Source organism: Pantoea sp. (assembly GCF_028283705.1).
Taxonomy (GTDB): domain Bacteria; phylum Pseudomonadota; class Gammaproteobacteria; order Enterobacterales; family Enterobacteriaceae; genus Pantoea.
Genome location: NZ_JAPWKD010000032.1, coordinates 662623 through 688085 on the forward strand (window position 1 = coordinate 662623; position 25463 = coordinate 688085).

The 25463-nt window shown below is 55.9% G+C and carries 27 protein-coding genes; 17 read left to right on the forward strand and 10 right to left on the reverse strand.

All coding sequences use genetic code 11. The features are described from left to right. The first annotated feature begins 98 nt into the window (after nucleotides 1-98). The 4 genes from PW844_RS26030 to PW844_RS26045 are packed head-to-tail and all read left to right on the forward strand — an operon-like array spanning nucleotide 99 to nucleotide 3421. Nucleotides 99-938 (forward strand): transporter substrate-binding domain-containing protein, encoded by an 840-nt coding sequence (locus PW844_RS26030; RefSeq protein ID WP_299458031.1) that lies wholly within the window; start codon nucleotides 99-101, stop codon nucleotides 936-938. Between the two features lie 12 nt (nucleotides 939-950). Beyond that, a complete protein-coding gene (gene pxpB / locus PW844_RS26035) occupies nucleotides 951-1649 on the forward strand; it encodes a 5-oxoprolinase subunit PxpB (protein WP_299458335.1) in 699 nt (232 codons plus the stop codon). Then, the gene (locus PW844_RS26040) at nucleotides 1646-2632 is read left to right on the forward strand and encodes a biotin-dependent carboxyltransferase family protein (RefSeq protein WP_299458033.1); all 987 of its coding nucleotides are present in this window, start codon (nucleotides 1646-1648) and stop codon (nucleotides 2630-2632) included. Before pxpB ends, PW844_RS26040 begins: the two co-directional genes overlap by 4 nt. Nucleotides 2633-2653: 21 nt before the next feature. Next, a complete protein-coding gene (locus PW844_RS26045; RefSeq protein ID WP_299458035.1) occupies nucleotides 2654-3421 on the forward strand; it encodes a 5-oxoprolinase subunit PxpA in 768 nt (255 codons plus the stop codon). A gap of 53 nt (nucleotides 3422-3474) precedes the next feature. On the opposite strand, the gene PW844_RS26050 is transcribed toward PW844_RS26045, so the two are convergent. Both PW844_RS26050 and PW844_RS26055 read right to left on the reverse strand, forming a co-directional pair. Then, the gene (locus PW844_RS26050; protein WP_299458037.1) at nucleotides 3475-4683 is read right to left on the reverse strand and encodes a pyridoxal phosphate-dependent aminotransferase; all 1209 of its coding nucleotides are present in this window, start codon (nucleotides 4681-4683) and stop codon (nucleotides 3475-3477) included. Nucleotides 4684-4707: 24 nt separating this feature from the next. After that, complete coding sequence (locus tag PW844_RS26055) at nucleotides 4708-4977, reverse strand: hypothetical protein (RefSeq protein ID WP_299458038.1); 270 nt, start codon at nucleotides 4975-4977, stop codon at nucleotides 4708-4710. Nucleotides 4978-5176: 199 nt separating this feature from the next. Here PW844_RS26055 and nac point away from each other — a divergent pair, with 199 nt between their 5' ends. From nac to PW844_RS26095, 8 genes are all read left to right on the forward strand, one after another. Further along, entirely contained in the window at nucleotides 5177-6100 is a 924-nt protein-coding gene (nac, locus tag PW844_RS26060; protein ID WP_299458040.1) for a nitrogen assimilation transcriptional regulator NAC, read from the forward strand. Between the two features lie 119 nt (nucleotides 6101-6219). Further along, entirely contained in the window at nucleotides 6220-6657 is a 438-nt protein-coding gene (locus tag PW844_RS26065; protein WP_299458042.1) for an acetyl-CoA carboxylase biotin carboxyl carrier protein subunit, read from the forward strand. A gap of 119 nt (nucleotides 6658-6776) precedes the next feature. Beyond that, entirely contained in the window at nucleotides 6777-7529 is a 753-nt protein-coding gene (locus tag PW844_RS26070) for an SDR family oxidoreductase (protein WP_299458044.1), read from the forward strand. Between the two features lie 12 nt (nucleotides 7530-7541). Beyond that, nucleotides 7542-8237, forward strand: coding sequence for an amino acid ABC transporter permease (locus tag PW844_RS26075; protein ID WP_299458046.1), 696 nt, complete (start codon nucleotides 7542-7544; stop codon nucleotides 8235-8237). A gap of 5 nt (nucleotides 8238-8242) precedes the next feature. Continuing rightward, nucleotides 8243-8998 carry an amino acid ABC transporter permease gene (locus PW844_RS26080; RefSeq protein WP_299458048.1) on the forward strand — a complete coding sequence of 252 codons (756 nt, stop codon included), beginning with the start codon at nucleotides 8243-8245 and terminating at the stop codon, nucleotides 8996-8998. A gap of 9 nt (nucleotides 8999-9007) precedes the next feature. Next, nucleotides 9008-9745 carry an amino acid ABC transporter ATP-binding protein gene (locus PW844_RS26085; protein WP_299458050.1) on the forward strand — a complete coding sequence of 246 codons (738 nt, stop codon included), beginning with the start codon at nucleotides 9008-9010 and terminating at the stop codon, nucleotides 9743-9745. A gap of 251 nt (nucleotides 9746-9996) precedes the next feature. After that, the gene (locus PW844_RS26090) at nucleotides 9997-11127 is read left to right on the forward strand and encodes a hypothetical protein (protein WP_299458053.1); all 1131 of its coding nucleotides are present in this window, start codon (nucleotides 9997-9999) and stop codon (nucleotides 11125-11127) included. 55 nt (nucleotides 11128-11182) lie between these two features. Further along, nucleotides 11183-12316 carry a hypothetical protein gene (locus tag PW844_RS26095; RefSeq protein ID WP_299458055.1) on the forward strand — a complete coding sequence of 378 codons (1134 nt, stop codon included), beginning with the start codon at nucleotides 11183-11185 and terminating at the stop codon, nucleotides 12314-12316. Nucleotides 12317-12404: 88 nt separating this feature from the next. Here the strand turns inward: PW844_RS26095 and PW844_RS26100 are convergent, their stop codons facing one another. The 3 genes from PW844_RS26100 to PW844_RS26110 form a co-directional block, all read right to left on the reverse strand. Further along, a complete protein-coding gene (locus PW844_RS26100; protein WP_299458057.1) occupies nucleotides 12405-13574 on the reverse strand; it encodes a Gfo/Idh/MocA family oxidoreductase in 1170 nt (389 codons plus the stop codon). A gap of 10 nt (nucleotides 13575-13584) precedes the next feature. Beyond that, on the reverse strand, nucleotides 13585-14508 hold the full coding sequence (locus tag PW844_RS26105; RefSeq protein WP_299458059.1) for a TIM barrel protein: 924 nt from the start codon (nucleotides 14506-14508) through the stop codon (nucleotides 13585-13587). Nucleotides 14509-14697: 189 nt separating this feature from the next. Then, a complete protein-coding gene (locus PW844_RS26110; protein ID WP_299458062.1) occupies nucleotides 14698-15726 on the reverse strand; it encodes a LacI family DNA-binding transcriptional regulator in 1029 nt (342 codons plus the stop codon). Between the two features lie 329 nt (nucleotides 15727-16055). On the opposite strand from PW844_RS26110, the gene PW844_RS26115 reads away from it, so the two are divergent. Together PW844_RS26115 and PW844_RS26120 are read left to right on the forward strand one after the other, a co-directional pair. Further along, nucleotides 16056-17093: a Gfo/Idh/MocA family oxidoreductase gene (locus tag PW844_RS26115; RefSeq protein ID WP_299458064.1), complete on the forward strand. Its 1038-nt coding sequence runs from the start codon at nucleotides 16056-16058 to the stop codon at nucleotides 17091-17093. Nucleotides 17094-17109: 16 nt separating this feature from the next. After that, nucleotides 17110-17988 (forward strand): sugar phosphate isomerase/epimerase family protein, encoded by an 879-nt coding sequence (locus tag PW844_RS26120; RefSeq protein WP_084871921.1) that lies wholly within the window; start codon nucleotides 17110-17112, stop codon nucleotides 17986-17988. Between the two features lie 52 nt (nucleotides 17989-18040). Here the strand turns inward: PW844_RS26120 and PW844_RS26125 are convergent, their stop codons facing one another. Continuing rightward, nucleotides 18041-19039 carry a Gfo/Idh/MocA family oxidoreductase gene (locus PW844_RS26125; protein ID WP_299458068.1) on the reverse strand — a complete coding sequence of 333 codons (999 nt, stop codon included), beginning with the start codon at nucleotides 19037-19039 and terminating at the stop codon, nucleotides 18041-18043. Between the two features lie 101 nt (nucleotides 19040-19140). On the opposite strand from PW844_RS26125, the gene PW844_RS26130 reads away from it, so the two are divergent. The 3 genes from PW844_RS26130 (at nucleotide 19141) to PW844_RS26140 (ending at nucleotide 21434) form a co-directional block, all read left to right on the forward strand. Further along, the gene (locus tag PW844_RS26130; protein WP_299458071.1) at nucleotides 19141-20160 is read left to right on the forward strand and encodes a LacI family DNA-binding transcriptional regulator; all 1020 of its coding nucleotides are present in this window, start codon (nucleotides 19141-19143) and stop codon (nucleotides 20158-20160) included. 102 nt (nucleotides 20161-20262) lie between these two features. Next, nucleotides 20263-21144, forward strand: a complete 882-nt coding sequence (gene yghU, locus PW844_RS26135; RefSeq protein WP_299458074.1) for a glutathione-dependent disulfide-bond oxidoreductase — start codon at nucleotides 20263-20265, stop codon at nucleotides 21142-21144. Continuing rightward, nucleotides 21144-21434, forward strand: a complete 291-nt coding sequence (locus PW844_RS26140; protein WP_299458077.1) for a DUF1330 domain-containing protein — start codon at nucleotides 21144-21146, stop codon at nucleotides 21432-21434. Before yghU ends, PW844_RS26140 begins: the two co-directional genes overlap by 1 nt. Nucleotides 21435-21468: 34 nt before the next feature. Here the strand turns inward: PW844_RS26140 and PW844_RS26145 are convergent, their stop codons facing one another. The 4 genes from PW844_RS26145 to PW844_RS26160 all read right to left on the reverse strand — a co-directional run bounded on the left by PW844_RS26145 (nucleotide 21469) and on the right by PW844_RS26160 (nucleotide 25434). Continuing rightward, nucleotides 21469-22557, reverse strand: a complete 1089-nt coding sequence (locus PW844_RS26145; RefSeq protein ID WP_299458080.1) for a YncE family protein — start codon at nucleotides 22555-22557, stop codon at nucleotides 21469-21471. Between the two features lie 90 nt (nucleotides 22558-22647). Further along, nucleotides 22648-23565 (reverse strand): substrate-binding domain-containing protein, encoded by a 918-nt coding sequence (locus tag PW844_RS26150; RefSeq protein ID WP_084871915.1) that lies wholly within the window; start codon nucleotides 23563-23565, stop codon nucleotides 22648-22650. Nucleotides 23566-23644: 79 nt separating this feature from the next. Continuing rightward, the gene (locus PW844_RS26155) at nucleotides 23645-24424 is read right to left on the reverse strand and encodes a TIM barrel protein (RefSeq protein ID WP_299458083.1); all 780 of its coding nucleotides are present in this window, start codon (nucleotides 24422-24424) and stop codon (nucleotides 23645-23647) included. Then, complete coding sequence (locus PW844_RS26160) at nucleotides 24424-25434, reverse strand: Gfo/Idh/MocA family oxidoreductase (protein ID WP_299458084.1); 1011 nt, start codon at nucleotides 25432-25434, stop codon at nucleotides 24424-24426. The genes PW844_RS26155 and PW844_RS26160 overlap by 1 nt, the downstream gene beginning before the upstream one ends. Between the last annotated feature and the right edge of the window lie 29 nt (nucleotides 25435-25463).

Here is a 25463-nt window from a genome sequence, read left to right on the forward strand (position 1 = left end):
GGTTTCCCTCTTATTCGCTTTAAAACAAAGCCGATATAGTCCGGGAAAAGTGAACATTTCCCGGCGCAGCCGCGATAACCATCATTGAGGGGCACCACATGACCATGAAAAGACGTACCACCATCGGGCTGGCGCTGCTGCCGCTGCTGGCTATCGCTTCCGCCCATGCTGATCTGATGGCAAACATTAAATCGAGCGGTGAACTCAAATGCGCGGTGTATTCCGATGTGCCGCCCTTCTCCTCACCGGACCCGCAAACCCGTCAGCTGGCCGGTATGGATGTGGATTTGTGTCATGCGCTGGCAAAACAGATGGGCGTCAAAGCCACGCTGGTGCCAACCTCGGTGGAAGCGCGTATCGCGGTGATCGCCACCGGCCGTGCTGATGTGTTGATCGCCAACCTCGCCTACACCAAAACCCGTGGCAGCCAGATTCAGTTCAGTGACCCCTACTACGTCGCCAAAGAAATGCTGCTAGTGAAAGCGCCGCTGGCCGACAAGCCGCTCAGCTATTTTAAAGGCAAGCGCATCAGCGCCACCAAAGGCACCACCTCGGAACAGTCGATCTACCTGAAAGGGGCCAAAGCGGTCACTTTCCAGGATTCCGCCTCCGCCTTCCTGGCTGTTGAACAGAACAAAGCGCTGGGCTTTGTCACCAACACCATGACCGGCATCAAAATGATCACCCAGGCGAAAAAAGACGGTATCGACCTCGCGATGATCAAAGAACCGATGGCGCTGGAACCGATTGGCATCGGCATGAAACGTGATGAGCCCGCCCTGCTTGCCAGCGTGAACAGCGGCCTGAAAGCCATGGACGATGACGGCACCATCGACAAAATCTGGGACACCTGGATTGGGCCTAATACCGAATACAAAATGGTGCGTGAGGAACGCGTACAGCCGCTCGCCAGTCTGAAATTCGAACCGCTGGAATAACCCATGCCCGTGATGTCAAAAACGGATATCCAGCCTGCCAGTGCCCCGGCGCTGGCAGGTGCCACCATGACTCTCTCCACCATTGGCGCGCGCGCCTGGCTGGTTGAAGCACCAGGGGGGTTTGATCTGCCCTCGCAGCGCCGCGTCTGGGCGCTGGCACGTCTGCTGGCGGGCGATGACGACGTGGAGGCGCTGATCCCTGGCGTCACCAATCTGCTGGTGCTGTTTCGTCATATCCCAGCGGATGAAACCCGGGTGCGCGCCAGGCTGCATGCGGCCTGGGAGCAGGCGCAGGCGGTGCATCCGCAGGGCAAACTGATTGAGATTCCGGTGGATTACGGCGGTGAACACGCTATCGATCTCGATGCGGTCTGCCGCCATACCGGCTTCAGCGCGCGCGAAGTGGTACGTCGTCATCATCAAAACGAATACACCGTGTTTGCGCTCGGCAGCGCACCAGGCTTTGGCTATCTGCACGGGCTGGATCCCCAGCTGGCAACGCCGCGTAAAAAAGTCCCCTCCCTCAGCATGCTGAAAGGCACCGTCACCATCGGTGGCGCGCAGGCAGGGGTCTCGGCGCTAACCGGACCGAACGGCTGGAACGCCATCGGCTATGCCGAGCTGGAGGTGTTTGACCCGCTGGCGGATTCCCCGGCGCTGATGGCACCCGGCGACCGCATCCGCTTTTTGCCGCAGAGGATTGAGCTGTGATTGAGATTGAACAGAGCGGCGCGCTCAATACGGTGCAGGACCTGGGGCGTTTTCAATACCGCCATATGGGGGTGTCGGTCAGCGGCGTGATGGACCCACTGGCGCTGCGCGCGGGGAATCTGCTGCTCGGCAACGACGAGAACGCTGCGGCAATTGAAGTGCAGCTGTTTCCGTTTCGCGTGCGCTTTTTGCAGGACACCAGTATCGCCGTCACCGGAGCCGACTGCCGCGCCACGCTGGACGGCAAGCCGCTGCCGCCCTGGTGGGGCTGTGGTGTGAAAGCCGGACAGGTGTTGGAGCTGCGTTATCCGCGCAGCGGTGCACGTGGTTATCTGTGCATCAGTGGCGGCATTGATGTGCCGGTGGTACTGAATTCGCGCAGCACCGCGCTACGTGGCGCATTTGGCGGGCATCATGGCCGGGCATTGCAGCGCGGCGACCAGCTGGCACTCGGTGCCGGAAGTGGCCCGGCCCTGCCTGGTTCCGGCATCGGCATTGAACCGCCGGAAAGCGCACTGCGCGCGCTGTTTCCCCGCAACAATGCGGGCGAAATCCAGCTACGCGCCATCCCGTCCGGGGAATATCACCTGTTTGCCGCCGATGCGGCCCGTTTCTGGCAGCAATCCTGGCAGATATCGAACCAAAGCAACCGCACCGGTTACCGGCTGGCAGGGGATCCGATCTTCCCGTCACAAACGGTGGAGATGCGATCGTACGGTCTGATCCCCGGCATCGTACAAGTGCCGCCAGCGGGTGAGCCGATCATTCAGCTGAGCGATGCCAACACCGCCGGGGGCTATCCCAAGATCGCCGGGGTGATCGAACAGGATCTGTGGCGACTCGGCCAGGTGCTGCCGGGCCAGTCGATCCAGTTAGTGAAAAGTGATGCGCGTGAAGCCATCGCCATCGAGCAGGAAGTCGCGCACTGGCTGGCCCGGCTGCGCCTGAGCTGCCTGCCAATGCGCAAGGCTATCAGCGTTTAACCAGAGCAAGGACCCGATACGATGAAGATTGATGTGAATTCCGACATGGGAGAAGGCTTCGGCGTTTATCAGTTGTGTGATGATGCCGCGCTGATGAAGGTGGTGTCATCGGCCAATATCGCCTGCGGTTTTCATGCTGGCGATCCGGCGATCATGACCAAAATGGTCCGGCTGGCAAAGCAGCATGGCGTCGGCATTGGTGCGCATCCGGGCCTGCCGGATCGCCAGGGATTTGGCCGCCGTGAGCTGCCGTTTTCCGCTGACGAGATTTGCCAGCAGGTGGCCTATCAGCTGGGTGCGTTGATGGCGATCGCCCGCGCCGAAGGCACAACAGTGGCGCATTTAAGCTTCCATGCCGCGATGGGTAATATCGTCAATCGCGACGAAAAGCTGGCACAGCAGGTGATGGCGCTGGTAGCCCGCATCGACAGTTCGCTGATTATCTTCGCCCAGCCGGATACCCTTATTGAACGCGCCGCGCAGGCGGCAGGATTAAAAACCCTGACGCTATTCCTCGCTGATCGCGCCTACGATGCCCAGGGGCGTCTGGTGCCACGCGGTGTGGTGGGTTCGGTAATTAACGAGGAAAGCGCGCTGCGCGCCAGGGTGCGGCAGTTTCTGCAACAGGGCACCGTCACCACCATCGAAGGTGAAGAACTGGCCGTGCGTGCGCGTTCGATTCTGGTCCACAGCGATACCCCCGGTTCGCTGGCACTCGCCAGCATTGTACGCAGCGAAGTCGAGGCCAGCGGCCACCAGGTAGCACCAGCGGCTGAGGTGGTAGCATAATTCACCAACAAAAACGGTCGCCCTGAAGCGACCGTTTTTTTATCCATCCCTCATCAGGCTTCACGGCAACCAGCACAAAACGCCGCGATACGGTCACAGCCGGTCTGTAAACGCTCCATGCTGGTGGCGTAGGAGAGACGAATAAATGGACTCATGCCATAGGCCGCCCCCTGCACCGTCACCACATGTTGTTCCTCAATCAAGGCCAGCACAAAATCCGCATCGTTATTGATGTGACGGCCACCGGCGCTGACTTTGCCGATATACCCATTGATATTCACAAACAGGTAAAACGCCCCCTGCGGCCGGTGACAACGCAGGCCATCGATCGAGGTCAAACGTTCCAGTACATAATCACGACGTTCGCGGTAGATACGTGCGCGTTCCTGCAATAAATCCTGCGGACCTTCCAGCACCGCAACCGCTGCCGCCTGGGTCAGGGTGGTGACGCCGCCGCTGTTCTGGGTGTTGACGTTACTCATCGCCTTAATCAGCGTTGCCGGGCCGCCACAGAAACCGAGACGCCAGCCGGTCATGGAATACGCTTTTGATACACCATTTACCGTCAGCACGCGGTCATACAGACGCGGTTCCACCTGCGCCAGGGTGTAAAAACGCACGTCGTCATAAATCAGGTGTTCGTAGATATCATCCGTCATGATCCACATCTGCGGGTGGCGCAGCAGTACCTCGCCCAGCGCCTGTAACTCCGCTTTGCTCGCCACGGAACCGGTCGGGTTGCCTGGGTAGTTAAGCAACAACCATTTGGTTTTGTCGGTAATCGCTGCGTCCAGCTGTTCAGGTAGCGGCTTGAAACCGTTTTCCTGGGCACAGGGCAGCGGCACCGGAATCCCCCCAGCGAACTTCACGATGTCGGCATAGCTGATCCACGATGGCGTCGGGATCACCACTTCATCACCGGGATTAATGGTCGCCAGCATAGCGTTAAAGATGATCTGCTTGGCACCGCCTGCCGTAAGGATCTGGCTGATATCGTAATCCAGCTGGTTATCACGTTTGAATTTCCGCTGAATCGCCTGGCGCAGTGCCGGGGTGCCATCGGTGGGCGGGTAACGGGTATCTCCGGCGCGGGCCGCCGCGTAGGCCGCCTCGATGGCGTGATCCGGCGTCGGGAAGTCTGGCTCCCCGGTGGAAAGTGCCACGACATCAATCCCCTGCGCCGCGAGATCGCGTGCTTTCTGGGTCATGGCGACGGAGGCGGAAACAGTGACATTCTTGAGTCGATCGGCTATCTCGGGCATGGGGAACATTTCCTGATCTCAGGGTCAGCAGAAACGGCGCAGCACGCCGAAACGCGCAGGGCCAGCAAAGTTCTCTGAGGATAGGTTTTTGCCCGAAGCCACCGTTAATAGAGCTTTGTTGTGGTGATATAACACAAAACGATGACTGGAGCGGTCGCGCACTTTGGCCGCAAATCCAGCGCTTTGCGCGGAAATGCGCGGCGGGTCACGCCGTTGCCGCCACGGATATGTTAAAAAAGTGTTACTTTTAGTTGTTTTTACGCGCCATCCCGGCGCATCGCTGTCGTCAGCCATTGGTAACGCTGATGGGAAAACGCACCAAAATAGTGCGAAACACCCGGCCTGAACATTTATTGAACAGGCAGGGAGTCAACTCAGCAAAAGCCTTAGGAGGCACACTGGCTGTACCCTCCTGTCTGAGTTCAATCACTAAACCTTATTCTGGCATCAACTTTGCTTGATGCTGATATGCGTTCCGCTGGAGGGAGTGACCATGAATCTTCGCCGTCTTAAATATTTTGTCAAAATTGTCGATGTCGGCAGTCTGACGCAGGCCGCCGATATTTTGCATATCGCCCAGCCTGCCCTGAGCCAGCAGCTGGCGACCCTGGAAGGGGAAGTGAATCAGCAGCTGCTGATCCGCACCAAGCGCGGCGTCACGCCCACCGAAGCGGGTAAAACGCTCTATTCACATGCCCAGTCCATTTTGCGCCAGTGCGAACAGGCGCAAAGTGCGATTGATCGTGTCGGCGCGTCGCTTAGCGGCAGCGTCTCTGTCGGCCTGGCGCCGGGCACGGCGGCACAAAACCTGGCCCTGCCGCTGATGATGGAAGTGCAGCAGCAGCATCCCGGCATCGTGTTGTATTTCAATGAGAACTTCGGCACCACGCTGAGTGAACTGATCATGAATGGCCGCATGGACATGGCGGTGATCTATGACCATCGCAACATCCACGGTCTGCGTTTTATGCCACTGATGAAGGAAGATCTGTGCTTCGTTTGCCCCTTCAGCCTCGCGAAACCGATGAAGGAGATCCGTCTGGCGGAAGTGGCGAAATACGATCTGTTCCTGCCGCGTATCTATAACATCATGCGCAAAGTGCTGGACGATGCCTTTGTGCAGAACAACCTGCAATATCAGGTGAAATGCGAAATCGAATCGCAAACCACCCTCAATGCAGCCCTTTCCGCCGGGCTGGGCGCGACCATCATGCCGGAATCCGCCGCGCGGGCGATGCTGAAAAATGCCGATGCGTGGATGGCGAAGATTGTCGAACCGGATGTGCAGGCGTCGCTTTCCTTCTGCATGTCCGATCACCTGCCGCTGTCACAACCGGCAGAAGCGGTGAAATCGATTCTGCTGTCGCTGATGTCACGCCGCAACGTTGAGAACCATCCCCTGACGCTGGTGGGATAAGCCTCGCTTATTACCGCAAAGCGAAACCCTCTTACTGCCCGTCTGACGAACGCGCTAGATTGACGGCATAGCTGCCCGCTCCGGCGGGCTTTGTCGTCTTTTGCTTTGACGGGAACCTCATGGAAAAAACCGCAATACCGCTGCCGACGCTGCGCGCTATCGCGCGCCGGATGCGCCGCTCCGGGCTGAGCCGCCTGGAGCTGGGCGGTAAAGACTGGTCGGTACGACTGACTTTCGCCCCCTTGCCCCCTGCTCCCCCTCCGGCCCCTCCGGCCCCGGAGGTCATCCCGAGCAGCACCCATGTTGTCACAGCAACGATGCCGGGCACTCTGCTATTGCGCCATCCGCTCAGCCAGCAGGATTTTGTCCAGCCCGGTCAGCAGGTGCAACCCGAGGAGGTGCTGGCACTGGTGCAGGTGGGTCCGCTGTATTTGCCCGTCACCAGCGCCACCGCTGGCCGGGTGGAAAATGTCACGGCAGACGGCGGCTCTCCTGTGGAATACAACCAGGAAATCATGATAATTCATCAGGATAACCCCGCACTCCCGCGGTTATAAGGGTCGCTTATTGCCTCAAAATTTTTATGTCTTATCCCCATACCACATAACTGCATAAAGTCAGAAAAAGATCAGAAACGCGCCACAGCCAACAGGCCCGGCGATGACAGGAGAGGCAAATGCCATTTTCAGATTACAAAACCGCACTGGTCACCGGCGCATCAGCCGGGATGGGTGAAGCGATTGTTGAACGTCTGTGCCAGGAAGGGAGCACCGTTCACGCCGTAGCGCGCCGCAAAGAACAGCTGGCGGCGCTGGCGGAACGCACCGGCTGCATTCCACACGCAGTGGATGTCAGCGATCTCAGTGCGCTGACGGCGCTGTGTCAGGACCTGCAAATCGACATTCTGGTCAACAACGCCGGGTTGTCGCATCCGGGCTCGATTCTCGATGCCGATGAAAACGTGATTGAAAGCCAGGTGGATGTGAACCTGCGCGCGGTGCTGCATCTGTGCCGTCTGCTGGTGCCGGGCATGGTGGCTCGCGATCGTGGCCATGTGTTCAACATCACCTCCATTGCCGCCATCTACAACTTTGGCGGTAACTCGGTGTACCACGCCACCAAAGCCGGGGTGCACGCCCTGTCGCGCCAGTTGCGCGTCGATTGTTATGGCAAGCGGGTGCGCATCACCGAAATCTGCCCGGGCCGCGTCGCGACCGACATCTTCGGCAATGTCTCGGGCGATCACGAAGATGCGCGTCGCCGTTTTATTGACGGCTTTGAGCTGCCGCAGGCAAAAGATATCGCCGACTGCGTCGCCTTTGCCCTGGCGGCACCGGTGGCGGTGAATATCGGCAATATCGAGATCACCCCAACGTTGCAGGTGCCGGGCGGCCTTTCCACCATGCGACCGGGCGACCGCGCCGAGTAACGAGGTAAAACTATGGCACTCGATTTCAGCAGTGTGATAACCGGCCACTTCGGCCAGATGATCGTCGATGGAACGGTTGTCACCCTTGAACTGGCGTTGGGTGCCTGGCTGCTGGCAATGGTCCTCGCCATGCTGCTGGTGATCATCCGCCTGACCAATCAACGCATTGCCGTCGGGCTGGTGAAAGCCTGGGTCTCGTATCACCGCAATGTGCCGACGCTGATTCAATTGATGATGTGGTATTTCGCTATTCCGACGCTGCTGCCGGAAGCGCTGCAAATGTGGATTAACGACTACAACGCCGAATTTCTGTTCTCGCTGGTGGCACTTGGCCTGTGCCAGGCCGCCTACTTCTCGGAAGATATCCGCAGCGGCCTGCGCGCCATCCCGGATGGGCAAAACGAAGCCGCGCGTGCGCTTGGCATGAGCTTTGTGCGCGCCATGTGGTCGGTGATCCTGCCGCAGGGCATTCGTAATGCGCTGCCATCGTTAATTAACCATACGGTATTGCTGTTCAAAAACACCAGCCTGGCGATGGTGATTGGCGTGGCGGAACTGACTTATGTGACGCGCGACATCGAGAACCAGACCTTCCGCACCTTCGAGGCCTATTTTGTCGCCACCATTGGCTATCTGTTCTTCTCCCTGTTGCTGATGGGCCTTGGCGCGCTGCTGGCCCGCCGCTTTCAGCGCGTCTATGCGAGGTAATGGCGATGCTTGAGATGTTCACCATTTTGCATAACAACGGCATGCTGCTGTTAATGGGCCAGTACCCGAACGGGCCACTGGGCGGGGTGCTCTGTACTCTGTTGATCTCGCTGCTGGCAGTGCTGTTCGCCTTTCCGGTGGGAGTGCTGCTGGGGCTGGCGCGCCTGTCGCCATGGCGCTGGCTGAGCTGGCCCGCCACCTGCTGGGTCTATCTGCTGCGCGGCATCCCGCTGATGATGGTGGTGTTCTGGACCTACTTTTGCGTACCGCTGCTGATTGGTCACAACATCAGTGGCTTTACCACCATGCTGTGTACGCTGGTGATTTATGAAAGCGCTTATATCGCCGAGATCGTGCGCGGCGGTATTCAGGCGTTACCGCACGGCCAGTATGAAGCAGCACGCGCACTCGGCATGGGACATATCAAAACCCTGCGTCTGGTGATCCTACCGCAGGCGCTGTTTAACACCCTGCCCAGCCTGGTGAGCCAGCTGGTGTCGATCATTAAAGACAGCACCCTCGGCTATGTGATCAACGTGCCAGAGCTGACCTTCGCCGCCAACCAGGTGAGTAACCAACTGCTGACTAAACCTTTTCAGGTGTTTGCCATCGTGGCGCTGAGTTACTACATCATTTGCTTCAGCCTGACGTGGCTTGCCAACAAACTGGAAGCACGCCTGGCGCAGAAACGTCGTCAGCCGTCAGTGGAAATCCCCACCGCGACCCCGGCGGTGATGATGACTAAAACCCAATCACAGTAAGGAACGGCTATGCGACCGATGATTCTGTTTAATCAGGTCAACAAATGGTACGGCGCGTATCAGGCGCTGACCGACCTGAGTGCCGAGATCAATCCCGGCGAAGTGGTAGTGGTGTGCGGCCCATCCGGCTCCGGCAAATCAACGCTAATCCGCACCGTAAACCGACTGGAACCGATCGAATCCGGCCAGATTGTCTTTGATGGCATCGACATCCACGGCAGCAGTACGCGCCTCAACCAGCTGCGCACGCGTATTGGTTTTGTTTTCCAGAGTTTCAACCTGTTCCCGCATGTGTCGGTGGCAGAGAACATAATGATGTCGCCGATGAAGGTGCTCGGGGTGAAACGTTCTGAAGCGCGTCAGTTGGCGGGGGAACTGCTGGAACGGGTCGGGCTGTCGCACAAGGCGGATGCCTGGCCGGCGCAGCTGTCGGGTGGTCAGCAGCAACGCGTGGCAATTGCCCGTGCGCTGGCGATGAAGCCGCCGGTGATGCTGTTTGATGAGCCGACATCAGCACTCGATCCGGAAATGGTCGGTGAAGTGTTATCAGTGATGCGCAGCCTGGCGCAGGAAGGCATGACGATGATGTGCGTCACTCACGAGATGAATTTTGCCCGTGAAGTGGCCGACACCATCTGGTTTATGGATCAAGGCCAGATTCTGGAAAAAGCCACGCCGGAAAAATTCTTCACTCAACCGCAGCACCCGCGTGCCCAGCGCTTTTTAAGCGATTTACGATCCCATTGATTCAAAGCACACACTGCGCGATAAATCGCGCCGCTACGAAACCAGCGAAACTTCACGTCCTGGCCAATTATTGCATTCGTTGTAGCGGCGCGATTTATCGCGCGACCTCTTTCCCCCTCTCAACATCTGATATTTTATGATATTTCCCTGAAATCAATTCCCGCCACCTCTTCTTCACGTTAGCTTTTATACTCTTTAGTCCATATCACTGGCCTGACTGCCAGTTCTTATCTCTACAAAGGAATGATTTTATGAGCGTAGGATCTATTTCAGCCTCATACGGCACGACGGCAAATAATATTGAAACGAACTGGCGTTTTGTTCAGTGCCACAGCGGAGGGATTGCCCCTGTTAATTTAAGCAATTACATCATCGATATTGCGGTGGCTAACAGCAATGATATCACGCTTGATAATTGTAAGGTGGGGATTAAGAATAGAGAACCAGAAAAATGGGAAGTGGTTTTCTCATCTGATGGCCGGGTGAAACTGAATGAATGCACGATTAAAGGCATCGTCTACGCCCCCAATGGTGATACCGAGATCGAAAAATGTTTAATTCAGGGGAAAGTTGATGGCAGAAGCGCGCCTGTCACCTTAATAACCACGGAAATCAGAAGCCCGGATTACACAAAATACGCAACTGTACCTGAATCAGGATTTGGCGAGTGGATAAACGTTCTCAAAGATCATGATGATGAAATTTATCAGTTTACTACCACCGACATCGAACGTTACAGCAATCTGCTGGAAATGAATACCGAACATTACGGATTATATCACATTGCAATCTCGACCGACGATAACGATATCGAATGTCGGGAACAATGCAAAATATATGGTGATATCATTAACGACTTCCTGGATATTGAAAACCCGACCAGAGATATTAAGGTTTTTGATTCAATGATCGCAGGGAGCATCGTAAACCGCACCGGCAGCACATTGCTGGAAAGAAGCAGTGCAAAAGCCGTTTATAGTAATACACAAAAAACCGAGATAAATAACTCAGATGTCGGTTTTATTTATAGCGTGAACAGTGATACACATATTAATAATCATTCTGTCATCAAACATGGCGCAATGCTGGGAGGCATGATGAACCGGATTTCATCCTCAACTCTCCATGACTCCGTGCAGCTGAAGGGACAAATTCTGACTATCGAAGACCACTCCATCGTTGATAAGGTTTGTTTACCGCAACCCCATGAAGTCAGAGGAGAGTTTGATTTTACCGAGATCAGACTTAACAGTGGCTCCACGCTTCATGCTATCGAAACTGAAGGACAGCGGTGTCGCTTAGTTATTGGAAAAGATGCTGTCTTTACCCCCCTGAACACTGGGGACCCCATCCCTGCCAATGTGGAAATTCATTTTATTTAACTTTATGCTCTGGTCGTCATCAATGGCGACCAGTCGCTATTAATATAAGGGAATAATGATGAGCATAAGTTCTATTTCGACCTCACCCGGTGCAGCAGCAAGGAATTCTGACAGTGACTGGCAATATTCGGAGCAGATATATGCGCGTAACCCTCTTCAGATGAGCAATCATATTATTAATTTTGATATTCACTGTACTGAAAGTATCATCCTTACCAATTGCTACGTTGGCGCTAAGCATACTGACCCTGAAGCCGATGAAGCCGTTTATTCTTATCGTGGACTCGTGGTGATGAATGACTGCACCATTAAAGGCGTGGTTAACGCACCGAGCGGCCACATCAAGGCGAAAGATTGTTTAATTATCGGGAAAGTAACAGGTTCGATCTTCCCAATCACCTTAACCACAACGGAAATCAGAAGTCGGGACTATATAAAAACAGAGATCACACCGCGATCCGGATTTGATGCCTGGATAGATAGTATCAAAGATAGCGACGATGCCATTTATCAATTTAACATTGCTGATATTGATTATTATAACTCTCTGATGGACCCTGAGGATGACAAAAATGTCGATAGCTTAACTCACTTTGCTATTTTAGCCGACGACGATGATGTCGAATGTCATGATAGGTGTAAAATATACGGAGATATTATTAACAATCGTTACTGTATAGACGATGATGGACGGGAAATAAAAGTATACAAATCATTGGTCGCGGGAAGCATTCTGAATAATGGTGGCAATACTCTGCTGGAGCAAAGCAGTGCCAAAGCTGTTTATAGTCAGGAAGGATTGACAGAGATAAATAACTCCACAGTGGATTTTATTTATGCTAAAGATAGCAATACACTGATTCACAACCATTCCGTCATCAGACAGGGTGCCATCCTGGGTGGCCGGAATAATGAAATCCTCTCTTCGACCCTCAATGGTGCCGTGAAGCTACGGGGGCACACGCTGATAATGAAAGAAAATACCGTTGTTGATGAAATCTGCTTACCTCCACCGGGAGAAACTAAAGGAGACTTTATTCCCTGTATTACGCTGGAAAGTGGCTCTGTCCTGAAAGCGCTTGAAACTCATGGACAACCCTGTTGTATACGCATTGGTGAAGGGGCCACCTTCACACTACTGATTAACCCGGAGATTATTCCTGGAAATGTGGAAATTATTTATCTGTAATCTAAAAACCGCGCGATAAATCGCGCCGCTACGCTTCTGCATACACGGTTTGTAGCAGCGCAATTTATTGCGCGTAGGAATGTTCGATTCAGCAATCAACCCACACCGCACCGGCATCAGCCGACTGCACGCACTGCCCGACCCAGCGCACCCCCATCAGTCCTGCGTGCACATCGGGATACCAGAAGTTCTCCAGGAAAGCCTTATCAGCACGGTCGGTGGCATCCATCGCCAGCGCAAAACGACGATAGAGATTGGACCATGCTTCAAACAACCCTTCAGGGTGACCGCCGCCAATACGATCCTCCTCTAACGCACGCCCGTACAAATACCCCATGCCGCGCTCCAGAATCTGCACCGGCTCGCCCTGCACTTCGTAACGCAGCTGATTCGGCTGTTCATCCCACCATTCCAGGCTGGCCTTCTCACCAATCACCCGCACCTTTTGGCCGTGCATCGAACCGCAATTCACCGCCGATGCCCACATGGTGCCCACCGCACCATTGTCATACTCCATCATCACAAAGGCGTTATCTTCCAGCGGTGCGCGGCTTTTGACGAAGCTCTGGCGGCTGCACAACAGACGTTTGACCTTCAGCTTCGGCACCATCGTTTCAGCGATAAACAGCGGATGCGTGGCAAGATCCCCCAGCACATAGCTGGGGCCAACAAAACGCGGATCGACACGCCATTTGGTGCTGGGATTTTGCAACTCCACCGCCTCGTTATGGAAACCGTGGGCAAACTGCATATTGATGATGCGAATCTCCCCCAGTAAGCCCTCAGCAATCATCTCCCGGGCCTGATGAATCAACTGATGACCGGCATAGCCGTAAGTCACCCCGATGATTTTTTTCTTCTCCGCACACAGTTTTTCCAGCTCATCAGCCTCAGCAACGGTGAAGCACAGAGGTTTTTCACAGACCACATGCAGCCCGGCGTTTAACGCGGCACGGCAAATGGCGAAATGGGTGTTGTTGGGGGTAGCGATGGAGACCGCCTCGATACCGTCGGCGCGCGCCGCCTCAGCCACGAACATCGTTTCATAATCGGGATAGCAACGATCTGGTGTCACGCCCAGCGCCACGCCAAAGGCCCGGCCACGTTCAGCGTCGATATCGAACGCTCCGGCCTGCAACACAAAATTGCCGTCACGCAGGGCAGCGGAACGATGAATGTAACCAATCTGGCTGGTGCCACCGCCGCCAACCATACCCCAACGCAGTGAACGATCGAGAGCTTTAGTGCCGTTAATCATGATGTTGTCCTCAGAATCCGACGGATTGCAGATAGTGCAGGCTGGCAGTGACATCGCGCAGGCTGGTGTCAGCATTGCGCGGGTCGCGCTCCTGTTCGATGGTGATCCAGCCCTGATAATTACGTTCCGCCAGGAAGCCGCGCACCGCCGGGTAATCAATCGCCCCTTTACCTATCGGGCACATCACCCCTTCGGCACAGGCAGCAAAGAAATCGACGCCACGAGCAATCACATCCCGCCACACAGCCTCGTTAACGTCTTTGAAGTGCAGATAATCGATGCGATCCCAGTAGCGATTCAACCAGGTAATCGGGTCCATGCCGGAGTAGTACAGATGGCCGGTATCGAGGCACAAACCGGCGACTTCGTGCGGAATATCCTGCACCAGCTGTTCCAGTTCATCGGCGAATTCAATGCAGCCACCAGCATGGGGATGGATCACCGCACGCACGCCATATTCCTGCCAGGCAATCTCGCTCAGGGTGGTGATGTGCTGCATCATGCGCTGCCAGTCGTCCGTTGCCAGACGCGGCGCTTTATCGGACTGACCGGCATATTTCGCCCGTTCGGGATTACCGAAATCGATAATCACCAGGTAGGGGGCCGGTTGGTTTACGCCGTGGGTTTTCTCTGCTGTCGGCACCTGGGACAGGTTGCGGCAGATGTTGTGCGTCAGCTCCACCATCGCCGGGAAATTGGCCGCACTCACCAGGTCGTCAAACAGAGTACCCGCCACCAGTGACAGGTTGTGTAACTCCAGCTGCTGACGCAGTTCGCGGGCATCCACCGGCAGGTAGCTCCAGGGGCCAAGTTCAATGCTGCGGTAACCCGCCTGCGCCGCTTCACTCAGGACTTTTTGCCACGGTGGCAGGAAGGGATTTTTCGGATCATCAACGCCCCAGCTACAGGGCGCATTGGCGATATGAATAGTCATGATCGTTCCTTGCTGTGATTGATGGGGCAAGTATCAAATAAAAATTTCATCCTCAACAAGCATGAAACTTTCATTTTTTGATAACGATCATGTTATTTATTATCACAAAAATGATAACTTTCTATCATTTCATATAAAAACAGCGCGATAAATCGCGCCGTTACGCTGATGTGCGGTTTTTAAACGCCGTCAGAGGTTCTCGCGCGTCACAATATCGAACGGCAACGTCACCTGGGTGAAATGCTCATGGCCCCCGGCCTGCTGCTGTTGCAGCGTTTGTACCAGCGTCAGAGCCAGATCCTCAATGCGATGGCGCAGCATCACCGTGATGGTACCGTCAATCAAGGCCAGATCACCATCACTGACCGGGCCGTGGCAAATCAGCGCCACCCGCCGTTGCGGCTGTTCACGCAGGGCACGGATCACCCCTTCAACCCCACCGCATGGTGCGAAGATCAGAGCCAGATCGGCATGGTCATCCAGCAGGCGGCGCGTCGCCTGATAACCCCCCTCGATCGACTCATGGGTTTTTAACGGTTCCAGCACCCGGCGCGTGCTGTCCTGTTCGCGCAGGTAAGAACGGAAGCTGATTTCGCAGCTTTCCTGGCAGGTAAAACGGTGGTCGCCCACCAGCACAGCCACCGGGCCAGGCTGATGCAGCAAATGCGTTGTCATCCAGCCTGCGGTACGCCCGGCTTTTTGGTTATCCAGCCCGAAGTACCCTGCGTGACCACAGGGGGAGAAATTGGAAAACAGCGCATAAACCTTCACCCCCTGGCGCGATATGCTTTCAATTGCCCGGCGGATCAGCGGATGGTCGAGCGCCACCAACCCAATTGCGTCCACCTGTTGCGCCAGGGTATGCAGCGAGGCCACCACCGCATCAACATCATCAATGTCATGCCAGAAAAACTGCGGTTCGCTGCCTGCCGGATGCAGCGGCTGCGCCTGTGCGCGCAGGGCATCGGTCAGCGACTGATAAAACGAATAGCTTTTTGCCAGCAGAATAAAACCCATACGCAGCGAGACGGCGGACACCTGCTGCCCCGGGTGCAGCAAAGGCATCAGATCAGCGCGATAGCCCATACGGCTCGCCGCCTCCAGCACCTTCTGTTCGGTGGCGGCGCGCACCGGCGCACGGCGATTAAGCACGCGATCAACGGTTGCCACACCGACACCGGCAGCAGCGGCGATGGCATTCATGGTGATTTTACTCATGCCAGATTTCCAGGATTAAATGATAGAAATTTTATCAAAAATAATGCCTCAGCCACATCAAAAGTGCCAATGCTTCATGCTGGAAATCGCCATGTCTGATAGAGAATCTCTCATAATTTTGATCCCCTTCGCAAAAATGAAATGAATAATTTCACATCAATATCATTCGGAATAAATGTTTGATAATTATTTTTACTGACGACGCCTGAAAACGGGTTGATGGATTTGCATCAGCAAAGCGTTAGAGCGGCCAGCTGCGCCTTCCTATAGTGGTTAACGGCCTGCCTGGTCGCCCGATGTGTTACGTATCGAAGAAAAACGGAGATGATATGTTCCCTTCAACCTTACCTGTACCCCGTCGTCACCCTGTTAACCAGATTCCCGCGCTGCGCTGGGGCATTGTCGGCCCCGGCTGGATTGCTGACCACTTTGCCAATGCGCTGCGTCATCACACGCAACAACAGCTGGTGGCGGTCGCGTCACGCAGCATGGAGAAAGCGCAGGCGTTTGCCAGCAAATGGGATATTCCCCACGCCTGTGCAGGTATTGATGCCTTGCTGAACCGCAACGATATTGATGTGGTGTATATCGCCACGCCGCATAACCACCATTTCCCTGATGGTTTACGCACATTGCAGGCTGGCAAGCATGTGCTGATTGAAAAGCCGCTGACGCTGAATGCGCAGCAGGCGTTGCAGTTACACCAGGAAGCGCAGCAACAGCAGCGCCTGTGTCTTGAAGCCATGTGGTGCGACTACGCGCCAAAATACGATGTGATCCGCCAGCTGCTGGCAGATGGCGCACTCGGTGAGGTTCATACCCTGATTGCCGATCATGGTGAGTATTTCACTCAGGATCACCGCATTTTCAACGCCGATCTGGCAGGGGGTCCGATGCTGGATCTCGGCAGCTACCTGATAAGTTTCAGCGTGCTGGTGGCAGGGGCACCGGACAGCATTATCGCCGTGGGTCAGCCTGCGCCTGGCGGCGTCAACGGCCAGACCTCAATGCTGCTGACCCATCCCGGCGGGATGCAGGCGGTGCTGAACACCACTTTGTTCAGTAACACGCCCGGTACGGCGGTGATCGCAGGTCGCGATGCCACCCTGTATCTCGATGGGCAATTTTACACCCCCGGCAACTTCCGTCTGACCTCCAGCGATGGCCGCCACACGCTGCGCTGGGAAGAACCCAATAATCGCTATATCCAGCTTTCTCATGAAATCGAACATACCGCCTGGTGCATCCATCAGGGCCTGATCGACTCACCGGTTCGTCCGCTTGCCACCTCGCGGGCAACGCTTAACGCGATGGATGAAGTGAGACGCCAGATCGGTGTGGTTTTCAATGAAGAGCGACCGGCTTAACGCGCAGGAGAAAACAATGAAAATCGCTTTTGACGTAGATGTCATCCGTGACCTTGGTATCACCCGCATGGTGCATCAGGTGGCGGAATGGGGCTACAAGTACATTGAACAGTCGCCGCATCCGCAAATTAACCCATTCTATAAACACCCGAAAGCCAGCCGTGAAATCATGACGGAATACAAGAACGCGCTGCGTTCGACCGGGCTGGAAATCTCCTCGTTTATCGTGGTGTATCGCTGGTCCGGTCCGGATGAATTACGTCGCCAGGCGGCAGTGAAGAACTGGAAACGCATGATTGAAATCGCCGTGGAAATGGGGGTACCGGTGATCAATACCGAGCTGTCCGGCAACCCGAACGAGCCGGAGATCTGTGAAGAGATGTTCTATCGTTCGATGGAAGAGCTGCTGCCGATTATCGAACGTGAAGGTATTCGCGTGGAAATTCAGGCGCATCCGTGGGACTTCTGCGAAGAGAGCAACGAAACAGCGGATATCGTGAAGTCATTCCGCAGCGATCATGTGAAATACATCTACAGCGCGCCGCACACTTTCTTCTATGACAAAGGCAAAGGCGATGTGAAAAGCATGCTGCAATACGCCGGGGATGACCTGTCGCATATGCTGATTGCCGATACCATGAACCACACCAAACATTGCCGCTATATCGTTAACCCGCCGGGCGTGGATGCCACCATCCACCAGCATGTGGGAGTCGGCGAAGGGGAGGTTAATTTTGATGCCTTGTTCGAAGCGCTGCGCGAGATGGATTTCGCCAACCGCAGCTTTAAAGTGGGCGGCGAATCAATCATCTCGGCGGCGCTGTTTGGCTATCCCGAGAAAATGAAGTATCAGGCAGTGGAAACCCGCGAACTGATTGAACGCGAGTTATTGTAGCGGCGCGATTCATCGCGCGGTGTTTTTCGGCATCGCGCGATTTCTCGCGCCGTTACATCACCTCAACAAACTCACCACGGGTTAAAGACAGCTGTGCCGCTTCAGCAATCGCCTGCGCGCGCAAGCCATCCTGCAATCCCGGCAGGTCCGCCACCGTTTCGCCAGCGATATGGCGCAGAAACGCATCCAGATGGGTGTAATAAGTTTCGCGCACCCGGCTGAACCAGTCGGCATACAAACCCGGCTGGGTAATCCCCTGCGCCTGATACAAGGTGGCACCGCGCACCGACTGACTTTCTGATGCCAGCATCCCGGCACTGCCCATCACGCTAATGCGTTCGTCGTAGCCGTAAGCGGTGCGGCGGGTATTATCCAGCTGAGCCAACGCCCCCTGCTGCATCCGCATAATCAGCACCGAAGTATCAACATCAAAATCACGGATTTCCGGCATCGCCAGCGCCGCACCCATCGCCCCGACGGTGGTGACTTCATCGTCCGTCAGCCAGCGCAGCAGATCGAAGAAATGAATCGCCTGATCGCGCATCTGCCCACCTGATGATTGCAGGTAGCTCAGCGGCGGCAACTCAGAAGCCCGGCACACCATCTGGATCAGCTCCGTCCGGCCAATTACCCCCTGCCGCAGCTGCGCTTTCAGTTGCTGATGGCTGCGGTCAAAACGGCGGTTAAAACCAACGGTGATCGGTACTTGCACCGGCGAAATTTTTTCCACCACCTCACGCGCACGCTCCAGCGACAAATCAATCGGCTTTTCGCAATACACTGCCTTGCCTGCCGTCACCGCCTGCTCCAGCAGATCGGCATGAGTCGGCGTGGCGCTGGCGATCAGCACCCCATCGATTGCATCACTGGCGAGAGCCTGCTGCACGCTGGCTGCTTGTGCGCCGTAGCGCTGTGCCACCGCTTCCGCGCGGGCGGCATCGATATCACACACCAGCGCCAGTTCCACGCCAGGATGAGCCGCCAGATTCGCGGCATGCACCTGGCCGATAAAACCACTACCAATCAAGGCAAAACGTTGCGGTGACCGCATGATAAAGCTCCTGTTTGTTCACACTTCAGAGGTCTGTTGCTTGTCAAAATAGCCGCTTCTGGCAGGCTGGCTGAACGCGGTTTTTGATGGAATTCACTCAGATGAAGGCAATGACGCTGGCAGAACTGGCCAAACGGGCAGGCGTAGGCGTGGCGACGGTGGACCGGGTGCTGAATGACCGGGGCGGCGTCTCACCGGCGATGACCAAAAAAGTGCTGCAAATCGCACGTGATGCCGGGCTAAAACGCATTTTGCCGGAGGAGCATCGTCATCCATGGCAGATTGAAGTGCTGCTGAGTGGCAACGGTTCGTTCTTCTTTCAGCAGCTGGCACAGGATTTCGCTACCCTGGCGGATGAACTGGGCTATCGCCGCCTGCGACTGCATCGCACCCTGATCCCGGAAAACGCGCCAGAGAAACTGGCGGCACACATCGAAGCCAGCAGCAAAAAAATGGATGCGCTGATTGTCTTCGCCCATGAAAACCCACTGATTTATCAGGCACTGGCGACATGTCAGGCACGCGCGGTGCCGGTGATTACGCTGGTGACCGATCTGCCCGATGCAGCGCGCCTGTGCCACGTCGGTATCAATCAGTACAAAGCCGGGCGCACCGCCGGGTTGATGCTGGGCAGCATGTTGTCTCAGCCGGGTGAGGTGGTGCTGGTGAGTGGCCGGACTGATTACCGCGCCCACCGCCAGCGCATTGAAGGATGTCAGGCAGTGCTGGCCGAACGCTTCCCGCAGCTCCATCTCAACGCCATTCTCGCCGGGCAGGATGAGCGCGAACGCATCAGCCGCCTGCTGGAAAAAGCGCTGGCGAATTCAAAACAGATTGTCGGCCTGTATAACACCGGGATGGGCAATACGCAGATTTATGAAGCGTTGGCGCGCCACCGCCTGAGCGGCAAAGTGGTGTACGTCACCCATGAGCTTTACAACACCACGCGCATGCTGCTGGAAAAACAGGTACTGACGCTGACGCTCGATCAAAATACCCAGCGCCATGCCCAACTGGCTCTGACGCTGCTGCTGCGCTACCTGGAAGAAGGTGAGCAGCCGGATACCTGGCAGGCAGGCAAAGTGGACTTTATGCTTTTTACGCAAGAGAACTTTGCATAACCGCACTTTGCATCTCATCGCCAGCGCGGTTAAATCGCCGTTGACTGCGACTGCTACACTCTGTGGCAGCTAAAAACGCAACCACAACAAGGCGAAATCACAATGTCGGAACATCAGTATCAGCCCGCAAAAGTCTGGACCTGGGACCCGGAAGCCAAAGGCAACGGCGCTAAGACCAACCGTCCGACTGCCGGACCCACTCACGAGAAAACACTGCCGGTCGGCAAACACCCGCTCCAGCTGTACTCGCTGGGCACCCCCAACGGCCAGAAAATTACCATTCTGCTGGAAGAGTTGCTGGCACTCGGCGTCACTGCCGCCGAATACGATGCCTGGCTGATTCGCATCGGTGAGGGCGACCAGTTCTCCAGCGGTTTCGTTGACGTTAACCCGAACTCCAAAATCCCGGCGCTGAGCGACCACTCAGTCAATCCGCCACTGCGCGTGTTTGAATCCGGCAACATCCTGCTGTACCTGGCGGACAAATTCGGCCACTTCCTGCCGAAAGACATTGCCGGTCGCACTGAAGCGCTCAACTGGCTGTTCTGGTTGCAGGGTTCTGCCCCTTATCTCGGTGGTGGTTTCGGTCATTTCTATCACTACGCGCCGGAAAAAATCGAGTACGCTATCAACCGCTTCACGCTGGAAGCGAAGCGTCAGCTGGATGTGCTGGATCGCCAGCTGGCAAATCACCACTATCTCGGCGGCGATGAATACAGCATTGCCGATATCGCCACCTGGCCGTGGTACGGCAACCTGGTGCTGAACGATCAATACGGCGGTGCCGAGTTCCTTGATGTGCAGTCGTATAAACATGTGGTGCGCTGGGCGAAAGAGATTGCCCAGCGTCCGGCAGTGATCCGTGGCCGCAAGGTGAACCGTGCCTTCGGTGCCGCACCTGAAGACCAGTTGCTGGAACGTCATGATGCGTCTGATTTTGAGACCAACACCGAAGATAAGCGCCAGGCGCGGGGAGAAAAATAATGAGCGCATATGTGGTGTTTATCCGCGATGAAACGCTGAACGGCAACGAAATGGCGATCTACGCTGAGAAAGCCGGTGAAGCGCGCGGTGATCATCCGATCACCCCGCTGGCCTTTTACGGCGAGCTGGAAACGCTGGAAGGCCCGGAAGCAGAAGGTGTGGTGGTACTGGAGTTCCCGGATATCGATGCCGCGAAAGGCTGGTATTACAGCCCGGCTTATCAGGAAGCCAAAACGCATCGTCTGAAGGGCGCAAAATATCGCGTGTTGCTGGTGCAGGGCGTGGCCTAAAATTAAGGGCGGTGCAACCGCCCTTTTCACCTCATCAATTCAATTTAATCCGCACCACGCTATCCGGCCCTTTCGTCGAATGATCCTTGTTAAAGCCCTGCTTCACCGTCACATACAGCGTCTGACCATCAGGTGAGACCAGCAGGCTGTTCGGATGAGTTGGCAGCGTCCAGCTGTTTTTCACCGCGTAAGTGGTGGCATCCAGTTGCAGCACCTTGCCGGATTCACGCTGGCTGATATAGATCTCATTGCGTTTGGCGTTGAACTTGATACCCAGCGCATCGCCGTCGATCCGCTTGATCACCTTGCCGGTGTGCTCATCAAATACCAGCGTGGTTTTCGCTTTGGAATTGTCGGTAACAAACAGGCGACCGGTGGCCGGATCTTCCGCCAGATTCAGCAACAGATAGGTTTTGCCATCACCTGGTGTCCAGCGTTGTTCGATCTTATGGCTGCGCGGGTTGATCACCAGGATCTCGCCACTGCCGTTGGCCGCATAGATACGATCGGTGACCGGTGAATACAGCAGGCCAGTTACCCACTTACCGGCATTTTTGATGGTGGTTTTCAGCTTAAAGGTTTTAGCATCCACCACCCAGATCACGCCCGGATCCGCCACGCCACCGATATACAGCAGGCCGTCGTGCAGCATGATTTCACGCGCACCAGACGGGAAGCCTTTGTCGTTGATCAGGCCGAACATCAGACGCTGCAACACTTTGCCGCTCTGCGCATCGACTTTTGAAATCCCGCCATCCAGCGTATTGGTGACGTACAGCAGGCTACCGTCCGGCTCCATCGTCATCGCAAAGTTTTTCAGGTCGGTATGGGTTTCGCCTTTGGTTGCCAACGTGGCCGGATCGAGGCGGTAGATCACGCCACCGTTAACCCCTTTGAAACTCTGCGCACTGGCGACAAACAGCGATGCGGTGCTGCCGGGGACATAGGCCATTTCATACAGACCCTCCGCCAGCACCCGCTGCTGCACATTGCTGGCAACCGGCTGAGGGGCAACAACAGGCGCTGCGGCTTTTTTCGCCGGTGCCTGACAAGCCGTCAGACTCAGCGCCGTGACCACGGCCAGCGCCACACCCGCAATACGTGGGTTGAACAAGGATTTCATTCTTCGCTCCATTAGGGAGTTGTAAAAAGAATGAGAATCATACGTATTAACGATTACGTAGTAAACGTAACGCGCGATATTCGCGCAACCTTAATTCGCTGCGACAAACTGGGTGTAATTCTCCGGCGTAATGGTTTTATACGGCACCCAGTTATAAACCTGAACCTGCTGTTTATTCAGCAGTTCTTTGGTCACCTGCACCGCCCCGGTCGCCTGGCCTTTGGCATCCTGGAAAATCGTCAGCACCATTTTGCCACTCTTCACAAACTGCTGGCCGTCCGGCGTACCATCAATGCCCGCCACCAGGATCTTTTCGTTCTTCGCCTGGTTCAGCGCCATAATCGCGCCAATCGCCATCTCATCGTTATTGGCGGCGATGGCATCAATCGGACGCTGATTCAGCAGCCAGCCCGATACCACATCCACCGCTTCGTTGCGCTGCCACTTCGCACTTTGCTTCTCCACCACCTTCATATCTTTATATTTGGCGATCACCGCTTCCACCGCGCGGGTGCGCTCGCGAGCTTCTTCGTTGGACAAAGCCCCCATCAGGATGGCGACGTTGCCTTTGTAATTCATCTTTTTCGCCAGCGCTTCCATCTGCATTTCGCCGCCCAGCGCCGAATCCGAGCCGACATAAGCCATATCTGCCGGTAGCTTCACTTCCGGTTTACGGTTGACAAAGATCAGCGGAATCCCGGCATTCTTCGCGGCGGTGATCATCGGCAGCACCCCCTGGGTATCCACCGGGTTGAGGATAATGGCGTCCACACCCTGGTTGATAAAATCGTCCACCTGCTGCACCTGAAGCGCTACATCGCCTTTGGCATCAACAAACTGTCCTTTGAGTTGATTGGCCTTCAGCTCGGCTTCCATCTGGGTACGCAAAATCGACACAAAGTTGAGGTCAAAATTCGCCAGCGCCACGCCAACGGTGAAGGTTTTGGCGCTGACGCTCAGGCTGAACAACAACGAACAGAGCAGGAGAAATAAGGTTCTGATTTTCATGATATGTTTCCTGTAGGGTTGCGATTTTATTGTTGTGTTTTAACGCCGGGCAACAGGCAAATACCCGGCGGGATAACGCTTATAAACTGAAGTGATCGCGGAACTGCTGTAGCGCAGCCGTGCTGTCGCCGCTGGCCCAGCCCTCCATCGCCACCGTGCCCTGATAACCGATGTCATGCAGCGCACGGGCGATGGCGCGATAGTTGATTTCACCGGTGCCAGGCTGCTGACGTCCGGGCACATCCGCTACCTGGATCTCACCAATCGCCGGACCGGCACGACGGATCAGTTCGATCAAATTGCCTTCCCCGATCTGCGCGTGATACAGGTCGAGATTCATCTTCAGCGCCGGGCTGTTGACCGCCTCCACCAGCGCCAGCGTATCGGCAGCCAGCGCAAAAGGCGTACCCGGATGGTCAACCGGCAGATTGAGGTTTTCCAGCGTGAATACCCGCCCGGCGCGCTCACCGAGTTGTGCCACTTTGCGTAGCGTATCGGCGGCCTTCAGCCACATGTCACCGGTCACTACCTCCACCGGTTTCACCGGCAGACCTTTGTCATCCAGCCCGGTGCCGTGCAAATTGAGGACCGGACAATTCAGTTGTGCCGCCACCGCCAGCGAGGTTTCCGCACTCTGGAGCAATTGGGCTATCTGGTCATCATCGGTCAGGTTGCCGCTCAGATAGCCGGTCATGGAGGTGAAGCGCGCGCCTGTCGCCGCCAGCGCCGCAATATCCTTATTGGCCCAGCCCCAGATTTCGACGCCGAAGCCCAGCTCATGAATACGTCTGACGCGATCGATAAATGGCAGATCGAGAAACACCATTTCGGCACAGACGGAAAGTTGATACCCAGCCATTAGCAGCCTCCCAGCGTGATCGGTTGGTGTTGTTTGACGGATTCAATACAGGCCAGCGCAATTTCCAGCGCATTACGGGCATCTTCGCCGCTGGCGCGTGGCGTCTCGCCGGTAAGGATGCAGCGGGCAAACTCGGTCATCTCCGCCACATAGGCGTCGCGCAGCAGATCCGAATCGAGGCGCGAGGTATCCATCGCGATGCCGCCCGCGTGGTAACGCACGCAGTGGTTGGCGTTAATATGCCCGGCCTGCAACATGCCTTTGCTGCCAAACACTTCGCCGCGTACGTCATAGCCATAGACAGCCTGAAAATTGGCTTCGGCAGTGGCAATCGCGCCATTGTCGAAACGAATGGTCACTACTGAGGTATCCAGCAGGCCTTTGTCTTTAAAATCCGGGCGTACCAGCGCATCAGCCAGCGCGTACACTTCTACCGGCCTGGCACCAGGATTGAAGTGCAGCAGGGTATCGAAGTCGTGGATCAGGGTTTCGAGGAAGATGGTCCACGGCGGGATCGGTGCCGGATCGCGCAACGCCGGATCACGGGTGACGGAACGGCTTAACTGCGTGGTGCCATTCTCCCCGGCTGTAACAGTGGCAATTGCAGCGGCAAAACCGCTGTCAAAGCGCCGGTTGAACCCCACCTGCAACACCACACCGGCGGTTTTCGCCGCCTGAATGGCGCGATCGGCTTCGTCCAGCGTCACCGCCATCGGTTTTTCACAAAACACATGTTTTCCGGCCTGCGCAGCAGCAATCACCCATTCCGCATGGGTGCGTGCCGGAGCGGCAATGACGACAGCATCGATTTCCGCGTCCTGCAGCAGCGCGTGCAAATCGTTATAGGCTTTCGCTACCCCGAGCTGCTGTGCCAGTTTTTCTGCTGCACCCGGCAGCGGATCGGCCACGGCGGCCAGCGTTGCGCCCGGCACCCGCCAGGCGAGATTTTCCGCATGGAAGCTGCCCATGCGACCGGCCCCAATCAGGCCAACGCGTACAGGTTGAATCATTGCTAACTCCTTGTTATTGACGAAGCATC

Bases quoted from the DNA above. Each gene is read 5' to 3' on its own strand.
- PW844_RS26030 (WP_299458031.1), top strand. From the start codon at position 99: ATGACCATGAAAAGACGTACCACCATCGGGCTGGCGCTGCTGCCGCTG.
- pxpB (WP_299458335.1), top strand. From the start codon at position 951: ATGTCAAAAACGGATATCCAGCCTGCCAGTGCCCCGGCGCTGGCAGGT.
- PW844_RS26045 (WP_299458035.1), top strand. From the start codon at position 2,654: ATGAAGATTGATGTGAATTCCGACATGGGAGAAGGCTTCGGCGTTTAT.
- PW844_RS26050 (WP_299458037.1), bottom strand. From the start codon at position 4,683: ATGCCCGAGATAGCCGATCGACTCAAGAATGTCACTGTTTCCGCCTCC.
- PW844_RS26055 (WP_299458038.1), bottom strand. From the start codon at position 4,977: ATGGCTGACGACAGCGATGCGCCGGGATGGCGCGTAAAAACAACTAAA.
- nac (WP_299458040.1), top strand. From the start codon at position 5,177: ATGAATCTTCGCCGTCTTAAATATTTTGTCAAAATTGTCGATGTCGGC.
- PW844_RS26065 (WP_299458042.1), top strand. From the start codon at position 6,220: ATGGAAAAAACCGCAATACCGCTGCCGACGCTGCGCGCTATCGCGCGC.
- PW844_RS26070 (WP_299458044.1), top strand. From the start codon at position 6,777: ATGCCATTTTCAGATTACAAAACCGCACTGGTCACCGGCGCATCAGCC.
- PW844_RS26075 (WP_299458046.1), top strand. From the start codon at position 7,542: ATGGCACTCGATTTCAGCAGTGTGATAACCGGCCACTTCGGCCAGATG.
- PW844_RS26080 (WP_299458048.1), top strand. From the start codon at position 8,243: ATGCTTGAGATGTTCACCATTTTGCATAACAACGGCATGCTGCTGTTA.
- PW844_RS26085 (WP_299458050.1), top strand. From the start codon at position 9,008: ATGCGACCGATGATTCTGTTTAATCAGGTCAACAAATGGTACGGCGCG.
- PW844_RS26090 (WP_299458053.1), top strand. From the start codon at position 9,997: ATGAGCGTAGGATCTATTTCAGCCTCATACGGCACGACGGCAAATAAT.
- PW844_RS26095 (WP_299458055.1), top strand. From the start codon at position 11,183: ATGATGAGCATAAGTTCTATTTCGACCTCACCCGGTGCAGCAGCAAGG.
- PW844_RS26100 (WP_299458057.1), bottom strand. From the start codon at position 13,574: ATGATTAACGGCACTAAAGCTCTCGATCGTTCACTGCGTTGGGGTATG.
- PW844_RS26105 (WP_299458059.1), bottom strand. From the start codon at position 14,508: ATGACTATTCATATCGCCAATGCGCCCTGTAGCTGGGGCGTTGATGAT.
- PW844_RS26110 (WP_299458062.1), bottom strand. From the start codon at position 15,726: ATGAGTAAAATCACCATGAATGCCATCGCCGCTGCTGCCGGTGTCGGT.
- PW844_RS26115 (WP_299458064.1), top strand. From the start codon at position 16,056: ATGTTCCCTTCAACCTTACCTGTACCCCGTCGTCACCCTGTTAACCAG.
- PW844_RS26120 (WP_084871921.1), top strand. From the start codon at position 17,110: ATGAAAATCGCTTTTGACGTAGATGTCATCCGTGACCTTGGTATCACC.
- PW844_RS26125 (WP_299458068.1), bottom strand. From the start codon at position 19,039: ATGCGGTCACCGCAACGTTTTGCCTTGATTGGTAGTGGTTTTATCGGC.
- PW844_RS26130 (WP_299458071.1), top strand. From the start codon at position 19,141: ATGAAGGCAATGACGCTGGCAGAACTGGCCAAACGGGCAGGCGTAGGC.
- yghU (WP_299458074.1), top strand. From the start codon at position 20,263: ATGTCGGAACATCAGTATCAGCCCGCAAAAGTCTGGACCTGGGACCCG.
- PW844_RS26140 (WP_299458077.1), top strand. From the start codon at position 21,144: ATGAGCGCATATGTGGTGTTTATCCGCGATGAAACGCTGAACGGCAAC.
- PW844_RS26145 (WP_299458080.1), bottom strand. From the start codon at position 22,557: ATGAAATCCTTGTTCAACCCACGTATTGCGGGTGTGGCGCTGGCCGTG.
- PW844_RS26150 (WP_084871915.1), bottom strand. From the start codon at position 23,565: ATGAAAATCAGAACCTTATTTCTCCTGCTCTGTTCGTTGTTGTTCAGC.
- PW844_RS26155 (WP_299458083.1), bottom strand. From the start codon at position 24,424: ATGGCTGGGTATCAACTTTCCGTCTGTGCCGAAATGGTGTTTCTCGAT.
- PW844_RS26160 (WP_299458084.1), bottom strand. From the start codon at position 25,434: ATGATTCAACCTGTACGCGTTGGCCTGATTGGGGCCGGTCGCATGGGC.